Raw genomic sequence first — 15,532 nt, 5'->3', positions numbered from 1 at the left:
TTGCGTCCGTCAGTTGGTGGACGATCCGAAGGCAGGTGCCGCCAGTGGCATTCGGAGTGATCGTGAACGTCACGGTGCTTTCAAGGAAAGGTGGGCTGTCGTCGCGCAGCCTGTAGCGAACTTCCTGGCCGGGGGTGACGGTGATCGCATCGGGATCGGCCAATGCTTCCTTCGGCAACCACCTTTCCCGAAGTTCGGGAATGGTGACGGCACGCCAGACCTTTTGCGGCGGATCGCCCAAGTCGAACTCCAACGCGACGCCGCTCTCCTGCTCCTTGGTCTTCCCTTCGTTCATTGATCCATGTCCTTCAGCAAGACTTTGAGTGCTGCGATACGCTCCGGCCAATAGGCGCGGTATTTTGCGAGCCACTGGGCGATGAGAGCCAACCCATCGGGGTCGACTTCGTAATTCACGAAACGCCCCTGCCGTTGTTCCCTCACGAGCTTTGCACTCCGCAGAACCGCAAGGTGCTGCGACATTGCCGGCTGGCTGATCTCCATGCCTTCACGCAAGGCGCTGGCGTTCATGCTCCCGCCCGCCAGCTTCTCGAAAATCACGCGGCGGGTCGGGTCTGCCAAAGCTCGGAAAATATCATTCTCGATCATGCCAACACATAAGCACGCGCTTATGCGATTCGCAAGCCCGTTCGACGGGGTCGCGGAAATCCTGACATTCGCGGCTAAATCGCCGAAGCTGCTTATTGCGCCTGAACGCCCGGCACCTGGTCGAAATTGAGCGAACCGGGCGGCAGCTGGGTGGCGCGCCGCGCCGCTTCCGCTTCCGCCTCGGCAGCCGCCCTCGCCTCGGCATCCGCCTTGGCCTTGGCTTCCGCCGCCGCGCGCGCGGCTTCGGCCTCGGCGGCAGCCTTCTCTTCGGCTGCCTTCTGCGCCAGCGTGCGCAGACGCTCTTCCTCTGCCTGCCGCTGCCGCTCGATCTCGACCGCCTTGACGCGCTCGGCATCGTTGAACCGGTAGAGCGCCACCTCGCGGCGCAGCCGCTGCTTTTCCAGCACGATCGCCTGCAGTCGCTCGACACGGCGGCGCTCGCGCTCGAAGGCGCGCAGCGAGAGATAGCTGGTGATATCGGTCACATCCATCGTCTTGCCGGGCGACATCAGCATGCCGGAGAAATTCAGCCGGAGCGACGGTTCGGCGCCGGAAAGCGCTTCCTTGCCCGGATCGAGCCCGACGCCGAGCGTCGCGCTGATCCGTTTTTCCGGCAGCGCGATCTGCGCATCGGCGGTGATCCGGGCGAGATCGTTGGCGACGCTGACATTCTGCACCCTCAGCGTCCCATCGGCGATGTTGAAGGGGATGCCGAGCGGCGGCAGCTTCGCCTCGCCGTTGCTGAGCAGCGTCTCGACGATCGGATGCACCTTGCCGGCATTGATCTGCTCCTGCATCGGATCGGTTGCGGCAAGCAGCGGCGGCAGGATGGCGAGGTTAAGTCCGCGTATGCTGCTTTCCCCAAGCCTCAGCTCTCCGGAACCGTTGAGCGAGCTTGCGATCTCGCCGATGGTCTTGCCCGAGGCTTCCATCGACAGCGACAGGCCGAACTTGCCGTTGGCGATCGGCGCGCCGTCGCGCAGCCACACGACGCCACCAAGATCGGAATCGGCAAGCGAAAGCTTCGTCTGCAGAAAGCCGGTGCCGTCGGCATTGGTGAAGAGCAGGTTGCCGGAAAGCTTGCCGCCATCCCAGTTGCCGGTCATGTCGTTGAGCTGCAGCTCGTCGCCCTTATAGACGACGTTGCTGGTGAAGTCGGAGACCGCCGTTTCCGGCAGGCCGGGCCAGAACTCCTTCGTCGAAAGCTTCACATTGACGTCGAGGTCCTTGAAAACGGGCATGCCGAGCGGCGCCTTCGTCAGCGCGCCGTTGGCGGGATCGACGATCTGGCCGAACACCGCCTCGCCGAGCCAGCCGGCATCGGCCTTGGCGAGCGCCAGCTCGCCGCGCGCCGTCGTCTTCGCAGCCTTGCGATCGAAGGTCAGCGCCCCTGAAAATTCATTGTCGGCGGCATGGCCCTTGAGATCGGACAGCACGATCTTGTCGCCGTCGATGGCGGCCTTGGCCTGCAGGCCGAACGGCAGCCCCGTCCCGGTCTGCGGCAAGGCAATGCCGTTCATGATGAGATAGGGGTCGAGATCGGCGCTATCGAGCGACAGCGCGATCTTTCCGTTCATGAAGCTGTCCGGCCGGACATCGACCTTGCCATTGGCGGTAAAGGAGGTCCGGTCGGTCGCAAAGGTCAGCGCCGCCTCGGCGGGATCATTGTCCGAAGCCTGGACTTTGAGCGTCAGGCGGCCATTGGCGCCGACATCGACCGGCAGCGGATCGAGCCCCGCCTGGCCGAACAGGATCGACGGCACGGCGTTTTCGAGCGTCGCCTCGAGGCTCGTCGTGCCGCTGCCGGTCAAAGCCAGCAGATCGGACATGCGGTAATCGAGATTGACGCGGCTGCCGTTCGCCACACCGGCAAGCGTCACCGTCAGCGCATTGCCCTCGTCGCCGCCGAGCGTCAGCGCGCCGCGCAGCGCCGTATTGCCGTACCAGCCGGCATTGCGCACCAGCCGGTCGAGCACCGGATGATGCGGCAGGTGCTCGCGCAGCATGGTGAAGAAGCCGCCCGGATCGGCCGACTTGAAGGTGATTTCGCCGGCGCCCTTATAATCGAGCAGCGAGCCTTCCGCCCTGCCCGTCGCCGTCAGCTCGGCGCCCGCGATATTCTTGATCGCCAGCCGGTCGACCGCGAGCGCGCCGTCGGCGATCGTGAAGGTGGTTTCGACATTCTCCGCCTCGACGCCGAAGGCGGTGAACTTGTCGGCCTTCAGCTGGGCGGCGATCTTGTGGTCAAGCACGCTGTCGCCGGCCTCCTGGCCGGTCAGCAGCCCCGTCAGCGCCTGCAGCGCGTCGAGATCGAGCGTGTCGCCATTCAGCGCCACCGACATGGTCGGCGTCTGGCCGGAGACCGCCTGCCGCTCCAGCCGCCCCTTCAGCGTCGCCGGGCCGATGGCGACCTCGAGATTTTCGAAACGCTGCAATTCGTGCGTCAGGCTGACATTGGCGGAAAAACCCGCCTGCCGCAGCTGCCGGATAGCCGGATCGACCGAGCCGGCAAGCCAGGAGGCAAGCCCGGTCGGCTGGCTGGAGGCCACGACGATCTGCCCGTTGAACGAGGGCTCGTCCTTGAGCAGGAGCTTGCCCTTGCCTTCCACCTGCGTGCGTCCCGGCAGGGTGCCGGTGGCGCTGTCGATCATCCAGCCGGTGCCGGCCGGTTCGAGTTCCAGCTGCACGTCGCGCAGCGTCGTGTCGCCGGCGACGATTGCCGGCAGTTTGACGCTCGCCTTTCCCGGCACCTGCGGGATCGGCACCTGGGCGACGATATCGATCAGCGTACTCAGCCGCTGGCGCGCCGAAACCGCCGGATCGCGCGTCGTCTTGCCGGAAGAGCCTTGATTGCCGATGCGGTTGACGTCGATCTGCTGCCCGTCGGCGGTCAGCAGAAATTCCGGCGCGTTGCCGGTATCGAGCGTCGCCTCGCCTGTGATGATGTAGGGATCGTCCGTCGGGCCGATCTCCATGCGGTATTCCGGGATGCGGATGCGTTCGTTGGTCAGCTCGAAGCGGCCTTTGACGCGCGGCGGCTGCTCGTTCTTGTTGGCCGACTTCGCGCCGTTGCGGTTTTCGACCGCCGCCGAAAGCTGACCTTGATAATTCGGCTTGCTGTCGACGAGCTTCAACTCGCCGTCGAGATCGACGCTGACGGGATGTTTGTCCGGCGAAAGCTTCGTGCGCATGCGCAGCACGCCCTTCTCGTCCGGCTGGCTGCTGGAAATCGAAAATTTGCCGTGCTCGCCGTCGAGCGCCGCATCGCCTTCGATGCGCCAGGGACCGGCAAGCGATTTTGCCGACATTTCCGCATTGAGGCCGGTCACATGGCGAGAGCGGCCGGACTGATCGTCGATGAACTCGATCTCGCCGCCGTTGACATGCACGTTTTCGAGAACGACGGTCTTTGCCGGAATTTCCGGGCGACTGCCGCGCATCCAGTCGAGCGCGCCGTCTTTCAGCAATCTCAGGCGCACCTTCGGGTTGACGACGCGCATGTCGAAGATCAGCGCCTCGCCCGACAGGAAGGGCGCGAGCTCGGCATCCATGGAGAACTGCTCGACCTTGACGATCGGCGTGCCGTCCGCCTCCTGGCCGACGCGCACGTCGTGCAGCGTGACCGACGGGAATGGCAGGAGCCTTGCATCCACCGTGCCGTAGACGGTGACTTTCTTGCCGATGATGCGGCTTGCCTGATCCTCGAAGTTCTTGCGGAAGTCCGTCCAGTCGATGAACAGCGGCGCAAGCAGCGCCACGAAGAGCACTACGACGATCAATCCCCCCAGAAAGACGAGGAACCGGCCTACCAATGCAAGGAGTCTCCGTTCGGGATGGTGTTGCCGACGCTAGAGCATGATGCCGAAAAGCGTTCGTGGTTTTCGGGCGACATCATTCTCTAACCCTTTAATGAAGAACAGGATTCAGACATCAGGCCGCCGCAGCCTGAAATCATCCTGTTCTAGCGCTATTCATGCCGGGGGCAAGGCCCAACTTCATGAGGATGTTCGTTTTCAGCCATGGCGGAAGATCTTGCCGGGATTGAAGATATCGTCCGGATCGAGCGCCCGTTTCACCTGTCGCATCAGATCCACCGCGCCTCCGAGCTCCTGCTCGAGAAATGCCATCTTGCCTTGCCCGATCCCGTGTTCGCCGGTGCATGTTCCGTCCATTTCGAGCGCCCGGCTGTTGAGCCGCTCCACGAAGCGCTCGGCCTTGGCAATATCTTCGGCGCTTTTGTCGTCGAACAGCAGCAGCACATGGAAGTTCCCGTCGCCGGCATGGCCGACGATCGGGCCGAGCAGCCCATGTTCCTCGATGTCCGCCTGCGTTTCAGAAACGCAATCGGCAAGCCTCGATATCGGAACACAGACATCGGTCGAAAGTGCGGCAAGCCCGGGCGCCAGCGCTCTCGAGGCCCAATAGGCGTCGTGGCGTGCCTTCCAGAGCTTCGTCCGCTCCTCGGGATTGGCGGTCCACAGGAATTGCCCGCCGCCGCATTCGGCTGCGATCTCGGCAAAGGCCGCCGATTGCAGCGGCACGGTTTCGTCGGTGCCGTGGAATTCGAGGAAGAGCGTCGGGCTCTCGGTGTAGGAAAGCCCGGAATAGGCATTGCAGGCCCGCATCTGCACCGCATCGAGCAGCTCGATGCGCGCCACTGGAATGCCCATCTGGATCGTCATGATGACGGCGTCGCAGGCGGCCTTGACGCTCGGAAAGGCGCAGGCCCCGCCGGCGATCTTCTGCGGGATCGCCTGCAGGCGCAGCGTCACCGAGGTCAGGATGCCGAGCGTGCCTTCGGCGCCGACGAAGAGCCGCGTCAGGTCGTAGCCGGCAGACGATTTGCGGGCGCGACGGGCCGTGCGGATCTCTTCGCCATTGGCGGTAACCGCGGTGACGGCGAGCACATTGTCCTTCATCGTGCCGTAGCGCACGGCATTGGTGCCGGAGGCCCGCGTCGAGGTCATGCCGCCGATCGAGGCGTTGGCGCCGGGATCGATCGGAAAGAACAGGCCGGTATCGCGCAGGTAGACGTTCAGCTCTTCACGCGTCACACCCGGCTCGACGGTGCAGTCGAGATCTTCGGGATTGACTTCGAGCACCCGGTTCATCCGGCTGAAATCGATGGAAATGCCGCCGCTTGCGGCATTGATCTGCCCTTCCAGCGAGGAGCCGGTCCCGAAGGCGATCACCGGCACCTTGTGGGCGGCACAAGCCTTCACCGCCGCCTTCACATCGTCCGCACTTTCGGCAAACAGCACCCCGTCGGGCAGCTGCGAGGGGATATAGGTCGTCGTATGGGCATGCTGGGCCCGGAAGGACTGGCCGGTCTGGAAGCGCTCGCCGAAGCTCTGCTTGAGAATGCCGAGCACGGCTGATATCCCCACCTCGTTGCGTATGCCGGCCTTCGCGTCCTTCAGCGCCATCCCTTTGATCTCCCTGCCATTCCGCGGATGCTTATCCTCTTTCGCAGATAGGCCGGGTATGGGGCAAGTCAAAGCGGCTGTCCAGTTAAGATTGGCAGAAGTTTTCATTCCCCCTTTGTTGTAGCGGCCCGCCTCCCGGCCCTTCCGCCCTGCCCGCGCGCCGGTCATGCCTTTTTCTTGAACCTGCCTATTGACAAGTCATCGGTCATGCCGCTCGATAGGCCAATCCAATAAACAAGACACATGTCCAATATATTGGATTCTCAAATTGAGCGTTCAAACAAGGGGAACCATCATGACCGTCTCGCTCCGCACCAGCGCGCTTTCGCTGGCCACCGCTCTCGTTCTTTCCGCCATGCCTGCCGCCGCCCAGGAGCCGAAGAGCAAGCTCGATGAAGTGCTGGCCCGCGGCCATCTCGTCATGGGCACCGGCAGCACCAACGCGCCGTGGCACTTCAAGAGTGCCGACGACAAGCTTCAGGGCTTCGACGTCGACATGGGCCGCATCGTCGCCAAGGCGCTGTTCGGCGACCCTGAAAAGATCGAGTTCGTCAACCAGTCGTCCGATGCCCGCATCCCGAACATCACCACCGACAAGGTCGACATCACCTGCCAGTTCATGACCGTCACCGGCGAGCGCGCGCAGCAGATCGCCTTCACCATCCCCTACTATCGCGAGGGCGTCGGCCTGATGCTGAAGTCGGACGGCAAATATGCCGACTATGCCGCGCTCAAGGCGGCCGGCTCCTCCGTCACGGTGTCGGTGCTGCAGAACGTCTATGCCGAAGCCATGGTGCATGCGGCCCTGCCGGAGGCGACCGTCGACCAATATGAATCCGTCGATCTGATCTATCAGGCGCTGGAATCGGGCCGCGCCGATGCCGTCGCCACCGACCAGTCGTCGCTTGCCTGGTACATGACGCAGAACCCAGGCCGCTATAAGGATGCCGGCTACGGCTGGAACCCGCAAACCTACGCTTGCGGCGTCAAGCGCGGCGATCAGGACTGGCTGAATTTCGTCAACACAGCCCTGCACGAGGCGATGACCGGCGTCGAATTCGACTTCTATGCCAAGTCGTTCAAGACCTGGTTCGGCAAGGATCTGACCCCGCCGCAGATCGGCTTCCCGGTCGAATACAAGTAAGTCGCCTGGGACGGCAGGGGCCTCCGGGGAACGTTCTCCCCTCCGGAGGTCTCCTCCGCCCGTTCTTCACCCTTGATTGCAGGATTGCGCCATGGGTTATACGCTTAATTTCGCTGCCGTCTGGCGCAGCTTCGATCAGTTGCTCGAAGGTTTGCTGCTCAGTCTCGGCCTCGCCTTTATTTCCATTCTCATCGGCGCAGCGATCGGCCTCATCATTGCCTTCGCGCTCATCTCGAAAAGCGGCTGGCTGCAGCGCCCCGCAGCACTCTACGTCACCATCATCCGCAACCTGCCGATCCTGGTTCTCGTTCTCTTCGCCTTCTTCGCGCTGCCGCAGCTCGGCCTCAGGATCGGCAAGATCCAGAGCTTCATCGCGGTGCTGTCGATCTATTCCGGCGCCTATCTGGCTGAAGTGTTCCGGGCCGGCCTGCTCTCCATTCCGAAGGGGCTGACGGAAGCGGGTCTCGCGATCGGCCTGACGCCGATGCAGATCCGCGTATCGATCATCACGCCGCTGATGCTGCGCAACGTCCTGCCGTCGTTGTCTTCGACGATCATCTCGCTGTTCAAGGATACCTCGCTCGCCGCCGCGATCGCAGTGCCTGAACTCACCTTCGAAGCAAGGAAGATCAATGTGGAAACCTTCCGCGTCATCGAAACCTGGATCGTCGCCTCCGGCCTCTATGTCGCAACCTGCTCCGTGCTCGCCGCGCTGATGCGCGTCGTCGAGCGCCGGCTTGCCGTCCCGAGGTGATGTCATGATGGGTTTTACTGCTTTTCTCGACCAGCTCTGGATCGCCCGCTTCGTCATCCTCAAGGGGCTCGGCGTCACCGTTTCGATCTCGCTGCTGGCGATCGTCATCGGGTCGCTGCTCGGCGTGCTCGTCGGGCTGGCGCTCGTCTACGGCAACCGCGTGCTGCGCCTCATCGTGCGGGCTTACACCGATTTCATCAGGGGAACGCCGGTTCTGGTGCTGGTGCTGGCGAGCTATTACGTGCTTTCCACCGTCGGTATCGAGCTCGGCCCGTTCCAGGCCGGCGTGCTGGCGCTCGCGGTCTTCTGCTCATCGCATGTCGGCGAGATCGTGCGCGGCGGCCTGCAGGCGATCCCCAAGGGCCAGACCGAAGCGGCCAAGGCGATCGGGCTGACCTTCAATCAGACCTTCGCCTATGTGCTCTGGCCGCAAGCGCTGCGCCAGTTCCTGCCCGCCTGGGTCAATACGGCGGCCGAAATGGTCAAGGCCTCGACGCTGCTTTCGGTCATCGGCGTCGCCGAACTGCTGCTGCGCACGCAGGAGATCATCTCGCGCAATTTCCTCAGCCTCCAGTTCTATTTCTTCGCGGGGCTTCTCTACTTCGTCATCAATTACGGCATCGAGCGCCTCGGCAAATATGTCGAGCGCAAGACGGTCGTTCCATCGTGAGGGCTCGGTCATGAGCAAGGTACTTCTCGAAATTCAGGGGCTTCACAAGCAGTACGGCACGGTCGAGGTGCTGAAGGGCGTCGATTGCACCATGCAGCAGGGAGAGGTGATCTCCATCATCGGCTCCTCCGGCTCCGGCAAGACGACGATGCTGCGCTGTATCAACATGCTGGAAGACTTCCAGGGCGGGCACATCCTGCTCGACGGCGAAGAGATCGGCTACGAGCAGTCCGGCGGCGTGCGCCGGCGCAAGAGCGAGAAGGAAATCGCCCGCCAGCGGGCGCTGACCGGCATGGCCTTCCAGCAGTTCAACCTGTTTCCGCATATGACGGCGGCCCGCAACGTCATGCTCGGCCTCGTCAAGGTCAAGAAGATGCCGCGCGACGAGGCGCGCGCCGTCGCCGAGAAATGGCTCGACCGGGTGGGATTGGCGTCGCGCGCCGATCATTACCCCGGCCAGCTCTCCGGCGGCCAGCAGCAGCGTGTCGCGATCGCCCGCGCCATCGCCATGAACCCGCGGTTGATGCTGTTCGACGAAGTCACCTCGGCGCTCGATCCGGAGCTCGTCGGCGAAGTCCTGCAGGTCATCAAGGGGCTGGCGGCCGACGGCATGAGCATGCTGCTCGTCACCCACGAAATGCGCTTCGCTTACGAAGTGTCTTCCCGCGTCATCTTCATGAACAAGGGCGTGATCTGCGAGGAAGGCGACCCTAAGCAGATGTTCGTGCAGCCGAAGACGCAGCGCCTGGCGGAATTCCTGAAAACATCCAGTTTCAATTGAAGAAGAGAGAGATCCCATGACGATCAAGCGTTACGGCGCCGGAGAAACCGGCGCCGGCGGTCAGCCCCTGCCCTTTGCGCGTGCAGTGGAAGCCGGCGGCTGGCTCCACGTCTCCGGCCAGGTGCCGATGGAAAAGGGCGAGATCATCGACGGCGGCATCGTTCCCCAGACCCGCAAGGCGATCGAAAACCTGATCGCCATCCTGCATGAGGCAGGCTACGGGCTTGACGACGTGGTGCGCGTCGGCGTCTGGCTCGACGATCCGCGCGACTTCTGGAGCTTCAACGGCGTCTATGCCGAATATTTCGGCAAGCACCCGCCGGCCCGCGCCTGCGTCCAGTCGCGGATGATGGTCGATTGCAAGGTCGAGGTCGATTGCATCGCTTATCGCGCCGACAGGCGCTGAGCCTTAAACGATCGGCGGATTGAGCCGAGCAAAGCCCTCCTGCCGCCGATACGGGAAATAGGGATAAGGCGCCGTGACGGCGCTCACGGCATCGAGCCTTTCGATCTGCTCCTTCGACAGGCTCCAGCCGACCGCGCCGAGGTTCTGCCGCAGCTGCTCCTCGTTGCGGGCGCCGATGATGACGCTCGAAACCGTCGGTCGTCCCAGCAGCCAGTTGATGGCGATCTGCGGCACGGTCCTGCCGGTCTCGGCGGCGATGGCATCGAGAACCTCGACGATGTCGTAGAGCTTTGCCTCATCGACGGGCGGCCCGTATTGCGCCGTCTCGTGCAGCCGGCTGGCCTTGGGCAGCGGTTCGCCGCGGCGGATCTTGCCGGTCAGCCGCCCCCAGGCAAGCGGGCTCCAGACGAGAGCGCCGACACCCTGGTCGGCGCCGAGCGGCATCAGCTCCCATTCATAATCGCGCCCCGCCAGCGAATAATAGACCTGATGGGCGACGTAGCGCGGATAGCCCAAGCGCTCGGCCGCCGCGAGCGACTTCATCAGCTCCCAGCCGGAAAAGTTCGAAACGCCGGTATAGCGGATCTTGCCCGATGCCACGAGGAGATCGAGCGTCGACAGCACCTCTTCCACCGGCGTCGAGGCATCGAAGGCGTGCAGTTGCAACAGGTCGATATAGTCGGTCCCGAGCCGGCGCAGCGCATCCTCCGTCGCCCGGATCAGCCGCGCCCGCGAGGTGCCCCAGTCCTGCGGCCCCTCGCCCATCGGCAGTGCTGTTTTCGTCGAGATCAGCACGCCGTCGCGCCGGCCGCGGATCGCCTGGCCGAGCACCTCTTCCGAAGCACCGGCCGAATAGACGTCGGCTGTATCGAAGAGGTTGACGCCGGCTTCGAGGCAGATGTCGACGAGCCGCCGCGCCTCCCCGGCATCGGTATTGCCCCATGCACCGAACAGCGGGCCGCTGCCGCCGAAGGTGCCCGCGCCGAAACTTAAAGCCGGCACTCTGAGGCCGGATGCACCGAGATGTCTGTATTCCATGGATCTGTCTCCTTCTTCTCCTGAGATAGACCCGGCCGCTCCGTTGATATAGATTGCCTTGCAGCACATCATCTGTGACTTGAATTCATCATGAGTCGTCAGGACATCAACCGCTCCGGCGAAATGGAGGTCTTCGTCAGCGTCGTCGAGCGCGGTGGTTTTTCCGCGGCCGCCACGGCGCGGCGCATGACGCCCTCGGCCGTCAGCAAACTCGTCGCCCGGCTGGAAGCACGCCTCGGCGCCCGCCTCGTCAACCGCTCCACCCGAAAGCTGCAGCTGACGCCGGAGGGCTGCGCCTTCTACGAGCGCAGCGTTGCCATCCTCGCCGATATCGCCGAGGCCGAGCGCCAGGCTTCGTCAGGCGAGGAAGTCTCGGGCCGCATTCGCATCAACACCAGCGGCTCCTTCGGCAATCACGTGCTGGCGCCGCTCCTGCCGGCCTTCATGGCGCTTCATCCCGCCGTGACACTGGATATTTCCCACACCGACAAGGTGATCGACCTGATGGAGGAGCGCGCCGATGTCGCCATCCGCACCGGCCCGTTAAAAAATTCCAGCCTCACCGCCCGCAAGCTCGGCACCGCCAGAAAGATCATCGTCGCCTCGCCGGATTACCTCAGGCGGCACGGCGAACCGCTGAGCGTTGCCGATCGCGCCGCCATTGCCGCATCGGCTTTTCCTACGCCCGCGCCGTCGAGGGCTGGCCGGTCCGCGAGAACGGCGAGACGGTGACGGTGCCGATCACGCCGGGCGTGCAGGTGGGAGACGGCGAAGCCATGCGCCATCTCGCGCTCGCCGGCGCCGGTCTGGCGCGGCTGGCCGCCTTCACCGTGCGCGCCGATATCGAAGCCGGCCGGCTGGCGCCGGTGCTGGAAGCGGCCAATCCCGGCGACACCGAGGAATTCTACGCCCTCTATATGGGCCAGGGCGGACCGCTGCCGGCGCGCGTGCGCGCCCTGCTCGATTTCCTCGTGAGCCATGTGCGTCTCTGAGAGAGATCAATGACTTGAAGCGACGGCTTGAATCGAATTCGCATCAGGGATCGCCGGGAAGCCAGATTTCGCAATTGACCGCGCTTGCGGCACCCGCCTATACCGGAGCCGCGCCGACCGGCCCTTGAGCCGGCCTCTCTTCGTCATGCCGGAGCTTCCTCCCATCTTCAGCCTCAGGGCTTGCACCGGCCGGAAAAGACATGGGGAATCATGCCAATCAGCCACGCACGCCGCCTGCTGCGGGATGCCGGCCTGCCGAAATGGGCGCTGCTGCTTGCGCTTTCCACCGCCTTTACCGTCTTTCTCGAACTCTTCGCCCTGCCCGCCTCGCTACTGATCGGGCCGATGGTGGCGGCAATCATTCTGGCGCTGACCGTCGGCAAGGGAAAGCTCCGCGTGCCGCTCTGGCCGCTGCAACTCGCCCAGGTTCTCGTCGGGCTGATGATGGCGCGCACCGTCACGCCTGATATTCTCGGCACGATGGTCAAGGACGCGCCGCTCTTCCTGCTGTTCATCTTCTCTGTTATCGCCATCGCCACCGGCCTCGGCTGGCTCCTGACGCGCTGGCAGGTGCTGCCCGGGACGACCGCCGTCTGGGGCTCCTCGCCGGGCGGAGCGTCGGCCATGGTCATCATGTCGGAAGCCTATGGCGCCGATGCCCGCCTCGTCGCCTTCATGCAGTATCTGCGCGTCGTCTTCGTCGCGGTCGGCGCTTCGGTGATCTCGCGCCTCTGGGTAGCGGCAGACGGCGCCGAGCCGCCGCCCCTCGTCCTCTTCCCCGCAGTCGACTGGCCGGCCCTTGCGGCGACCCTCGCCTTCGCCGGCTTCTGCGCCTACGGCGTGCGCCGCCTGCGCATCCAGGGCGGCATGATCATCGTGCCGCTCTTTCTCGGCGCCTTCCTGCAGGGCGTCGGCCTTTTGAAGATCGAGCTGCCGATGTGGCTGCTCGCCATCGCCTATGCGCTCGTCGGCTGGAGCATCGGCCTGCGTTTCACCCGCTCGATCATCAGCCACGTGGCGCGCGCCCTGCCGCGCGTGTCCGCCTGCATCGTGGTGCTGATGGCGCTTTGCGGCTGCATGGCGGCCGCCCTTCACGTCTTCGCCGACATCGATCCGCTGACGGCCTATCTCGCCACCAGCCCCGGCGGCGCCGATTCCGTCGCCATCATCGCCGCCTCGAGCGATGTCGACGTGCCCTTCGTGATGGCGATGCAAACCGGCCGTTTCCTCGTCATTCTGCTGATCGGCCCGGCACTCGCCCGCTTCATCGCCCGCCGTTCCGGCCTCGCGGAAAATCCCGCCTGATGCAGATCAGCTCACTCCCACTGTTTAAGACCCAGCTTTGTCGGGTTGGCTATCTTGAAGGTTCGGGTAAGTCGCGCGCCAGCATAAAGACAAACTCTTTCTTCATGACCACCAGTCGCTTTAAGATCGACGACACAGCGGCGGAATGGTTATCGAACCGATAGCTCTAGCGGAAAAAGCGTTGTTTGCCAGGCCGGCGCTGAACACTCGACAGCCATCCTCGGTTCGCTGCAAGCTCAACCATAATAAGCTGAAGGACGATTCGAGCGTCGTCGTGCGACATATCGGCCTGCTTTTAAGAGTTTGTCTTGCTTGGTGTTCTCGTGTCTGAGAACACCAAAACAACTTTTGGTAACGTTGCGGGGAGGCGTTGCTGCAGTCCTATCTCAGCGAAAGTGAGTTCTTCCCGGCTGCGGACTTGCGCGGCGTCGGCGGCAGGCCGGCGTCGCAGTTGCGCGCGATGATGGTTTCGGTAACGGATTGGTCCGCATAGGTTTCCTGCATGCGAATGTAGGCCGCCGACAGAGCCGGATCGAGCGAAAGGGCTTGCCGAACCAGGAGTTTAGCCCTTTCGGCATCGCCGCAGGCCATGTTGGCGGCGACCTGATAGAGCGATTTCCGCCTGGTCTGGAAGGGCAGCGTCACGGCGACGCGCATCATCTCTTCAAAACGATTCAGCGCGTAAAGCGCCGCAACCCGCTCTTCGGTAATCCAGACGGGCAGGAAGGGATCAAGCGTCTCGGCCCGATCAAGCATCTCCAGGGCGTGTTCCGCCTCCCCGGCATAGACATAGAAAGCGGCGCTGCGGCCAAGAATATAAGCGTCGTTCGGAGCGAGTTCATGGGCGCGAATGTGATGGTAACGCGCCGAAACGAAGTCGGCCGACTTCATCTTGATCGCGCCCATGATGCGATGGGCCTCAGGGTCGGACGGGTCGAGAGCAAGCGCATGTGCGACCTGCTGTTCGGCCTTGTTGATGTCGAAACTTGCCAGATTGCTCCACGAGCAGACATGCATCGCGAAGGGACGGCCGAAACCGGGGTCGGCCGCCATCGAGCGCTCGAACCAGGTCATGGCTTCATGGATGTGAAAATCCGACACGCCACTCAAACGATGATGATCCAAACCCCGAAGGTAATATTCATAGGCCGTCATGTTTTCCGGGCGCTTCAGCCGTGCTGCCGCAAGTTCCGACTGCTCGATCCGCCCCGAGACGGTTGCTGCGACGCGCACGATGATCTCGTCCAGCACATCGAGCAATTCGCGAAACGGACGCTTGATGCGGTCCGACCAGATCACCAGCCTCTCTCCCGTCTCGGCAAGCGCGATATTGATGCGCAGGTCATCGCCCGCCTGACGGATCGAACCGCTGATGACGTAGCCGACGCCGAGAAGGCGGCCAATCTCGACCGGGTCTTTCGTCGTCAGCGCGGCGGCCGCCGAGCGAGAGCTGACGAACAAACCCTTGAGGCGGCTAAGTTCGAGCGTCAGGTCATCGGTAATGCCCTCCGCCAGGAAACATTGATCCGCAACAGCGCCCGGCGCTACGTCGAAGCGCGCCACCGCGATCGAGTTGGAGCGAAGGGATGGGGCGGCACCGGGCACAGATCGCGTCGGGGCGAACTGAAAGACGTGACGGTCCATCAGTTCGGTGACGCGGTAGATCCGCATCGGCTCGATAATGCCCTTCAGTCGGCGTTCACCGACATCTTCAAAGCCGCAAGGCGAGACACGCCGGACCTGGTCGTAGAGCAGTTCCGAAACCTCGATTGCGCCAGGAGGCGCTGATGCCTCGATGCGCGCGGCGATATTCACACCGTCGCCGCGCAGGTCCGAGCCGACGACGACGACGTCAGCGAGGTGGAGGCCGAACCGCATATCGCCGCCGCTCGATCCCGGAAGGGCGGTGATCTCGGCGCGCGCCTCGATGGCAGATCTGAGGGCATTGACGGGACTGGCGAACTCCGCAAGCAGCGCGTCCCCCGCCGTGCCGAAGACACGGCCGTCATGCCGCTGCACGACCGTGCGAACGGTGTCGAGAACGGTGCCGATCCGGGTGATCGCGCCCTCCTCGTCCGTTGCCATCGCAGGGGTGGAGCCGACGAAGTCCCCGACCATGATCGTGGCCAGCTTGCGCTGCATTCTCGATCCCTCCTGCAAAGAAGCCCGTGACGAGGCAATGTAGCACATTCGCGCGTTCTAATGTTCGGCGATTGGCCATGCTGCGCCGGCTATTACGAGCCCGGCTTCTCCAACCTCCCTCATGCTGAGGTGCGCAGCCCAAAGGGTGAAGCCTCGAAGCACGCCCGCGACAGCCCACCTTTCCTTGAAAGCACGGTGACGTTCACGATCACCCCGAACGCGACGGGTGGAACCTGCCTTCGGATCGTCCACCAACTGACGGACGCAA

Annotated in this window: 12 protein-coding genes and 2 pseudogenes; 8 read left to right on the top strand and 6 right to left on the bottom strand. The window is 63.6% G+C overall.

Annotated features, from left to right (window positions below; genetic code table 11):
- The 4 genes from CO670_RS31630 to CO670_RS31615 all read right to left on the bottom strand — a co-directional run.
- Positions 1-295, bottom strand: a 295-nt coding sequence (locus tag CO670_RS31630) for an SRPBCC domain-containing protein (RefSeq protein WP_097593950.1), incomplete at its 3' end; no start/stop codon positions are given.
- Positions 292-606 carry a metalloregulator ArsR/SmtB family transcription factor gene (locus CO670_RS31625; RefSeq protein ID WP_097593949.1) on the bottom strand — a complete coding sequence of 105 codons (315 nt, stop codon included), beginning with the start codon at positions 604-606 and terminating at the stop codon, positions 292-294. The genes CO670_RS31625 and CO670_RS31630, both read right to left, overlap by 4 nt.
- 92 nt (positions 607-698) lie before the next feature.
- Complete coding sequence (locus tag CO670_RS31620) at positions 699-4,418, bottom strand: AsmA-like C-terminal region-containing protein (protein WP_097593947.1); 3,720 nt, start codon at positions 4,416-4,418, stop codon at positions 699-701.
- Between the two features lie 201 nt (positions 4,419-4,619).
- Complete coding sequence (locus CO670_RS31615; RefSeq protein WP_097593946.1) at positions 4,620-6,032, bottom strand: FAD-linked oxidase C-terminal domain-containing protein; 1,413 nt, start codon at positions 6,030-6,032, stop codon at positions 4,620-4,622.
- Positions 6,033-6,327: 295 nt separating this feature from the next.
- On the opposite strand from CO670_RS31615, the gene CO670_RS31610 reads away from it, so the two are divergent.
- From CO670_RS31610 to CO670_RS31590, 5 genes are all read left to right on the top strand, one after another.
- Complete coding sequence (locus CO670_RS31610) at positions 6,328-7,176, top strand: transporter substrate-binding domain-containing protein (protein ID WP_097593944.1); 849 nt, start codon at positions 6,328-6,330, stop codon at positions 7,174-7,176.
- Positions 7,177-7,267: 91 nt separating this feature from the next.
- The gene (locus CO670_RS31605; protein WP_097593942.1) at positions 7,268-7,930 is read left to right on the top strand and encodes an amino acid ABC transporter permease; all 663 of its coding nucleotides are present in this window, start codon (positions 7,268-7,270) and stop codon (positions 7,928-7,930) included.
- 4 nt (positions 7,931-7,934) lie between these two features.
- Positions 7,935-8,600 carry an amino acid ABC transporter permease gene (locus CO670_RS31600; protein ID WP_176539069.1) on the top strand — a complete coding sequence of 222 codons (666 nt, stop codon included), beginning with the start codon at positions 7,935-7,937 and terminating at the stop codon, positions 8,598-8,600.
- A gap of 10 nt (positions 8,601-8,610) precedes the next feature.
- A complete protein-coding gene (locus CO670_RS31595; RefSeq protein WP_097593941.1) occupies positions 8,611-9,381 on the top strand; it encodes an amino acid ABC transporter ATP-binding protein in 771 nt (256 codons plus the stop codon).
- A 16-nt stretch (positions 9,382-9,397) separates the two neighbouring features.
- The gene (locus CO670_RS31590) at positions 9,398-9,787 is read left to right on the top strand and encodes a RidA family protein (RefSeq protein ID WP_097593939.1); all 390 of its coding nucleotides are present in this window, start codon (positions 9,398-9,400) and stop codon (positions 9,785-9,787) included.
- A gap of 3 nt (positions 9,788-9,790) precedes the next feature.
- Here CO670_RS31590 and CO670_RS31585 read toward each other — a convergent pair whose 3' ends face one another.
- Positions 9,791-10,825, bottom strand: a complete 1,035-nt coding sequence (locus tag CO670_RS31585; RefSeq protein ID WP_097593937.1) for an aldo/keto reductase — start codon at positions 10,823-10,825, stop codon at positions 9,791-9,793.
- Between the two features lie 90 nt (positions 10,826-10,915).
- Between CO670_RS31585 and CO670_RS31580 the strand changes: the two are divergent.
- A pseudogene (locus tag CO670_RS31580) lies at positions 10,916-11,817 on the top strand (LysR family transcriptional regulator).
- 210 nt (positions 11,818-12,027) lie between these two features.
- Positions 12,028-13,122, top strand: a complete 1,095-nt coding sequence (locus CO670_RS31575) for an AbrB family transcriptional regulator (RefSeq protein WP_097593935.1) — start codon at positions 12,028-12,030, stop codon at positions 13,120-13,122.
- Between the two features lie 381 nt (positions 13,123-13,503).
- On the opposite strand, the gene CO670_RS31570 is transcribed toward CO670_RS31575, so the two are convergent.
- Complete coding sequence (locus CO670_RS31570; RefSeq protein WP_097593934.1) at positions 13,504-15,264, bottom strand: adenylate/guanylate cyclase domain-containing protein; 1,761 nt, start codon at positions 15,262-15,264, stop codon at positions 13,504-13,506.
- Positions 15,265-15,324: 60 nt separating this feature from the next.
- Here CO670_RS31570 and CO670_RS33290 point away from each other — a divergent pair.
- A pseudogene (locus CO670_RS33290) lies at positions 15,325-15,532 on the top strand (hypothetical protein); the annotation flags it as partial.

This window comes from Rhizobium sp. J15 (assembly GCF_002531825.1).
Lineage (GTDB): Bacteria > Pseudomonadota > Alphaproteobacteria > Rhizobiales > Rhizobiaceae > Rhizobium.
This window is presented reverse-complemented; position numbering and strand designations above follow the sequence as displayed.

What these genes read in the sequence shown, in the direction of transcription:
- CO670_RS31625 (WP_097593949.1), bottom strand. Translation starts at nt 606, where the DNA reads ATGATCGAGAATGATATTTTCCGAGCTTTGGCAGACCCGACCCGCCGC.
- CO670_RS31615 (WP_097593946.1), bottom strand. Translation starts at nt 6,032, where the DNA reads ATGGCGCTGAAGGACGCGAAGGCCGGCATACGCAACGAGGTGGGGATA.
- CO670_RS31610 (WP_097593944.1), top strand. Translation starts at nt 6,328, where the DNA reads ATGACCGTCTCGCTCCGCACCAGCGCGCTTTCGCTGGCCACCGCTCTC.
- CO670_RS31605 (WP_097593942.1), top strand. Translation starts at nt 7,268, where the DNA reads ATGGGTTATACGCTTAATTTCGCTGCCGTCTGGCGCAGCTTCGATCAG.
- CO670_RS31600 (WP_176539069.1), top strand. Translation starts at nt 7,935, where the DNA reads ATGATGGGTTTTACTGCTTTTCTCGACCAGCTCTGGATCGCCCGCTTC.
- CO670_RS31595 (WP_097593941.1), top strand. Translation starts at nt 8,611, where the DNA reads ATGAGCAAGGTACTTCTCGAAATTCAGGGGCTTCACAAGCAGTACGGC.
- CO670_RS31590 (WP_097593939.1), top strand. Translation starts at nt 9,398, where the DNA reads ATGACGATCAAGCGTTACGGCGCCGGAGAAACCGGCGCCGGCGGTCAG.
- CO670_RS31585 (WP_097593937.1), bottom strand. Translation starts at nt 10,825, where the DNA reads ATGGAATACAGACATCTCGGTGCATCCGGCCTCAGAGTGCCGGCTTTA.
- CO670_RS31575 (WP_097593935.1), top strand. Translation starts at nt 12,028, where the DNA reads ATGCCAATCAGCCACGCACGCCGCCTGCTGCGGGATGCCGGCCTGCCG.
- CO670_RS31570 (WP_097593934.1), bottom strand. Translation starts at nt 15,264, where the DNA reads ATGCAGCGCAAGCTGGCCACGATCATGGTCGGGGACTTCGTCGGCTCC.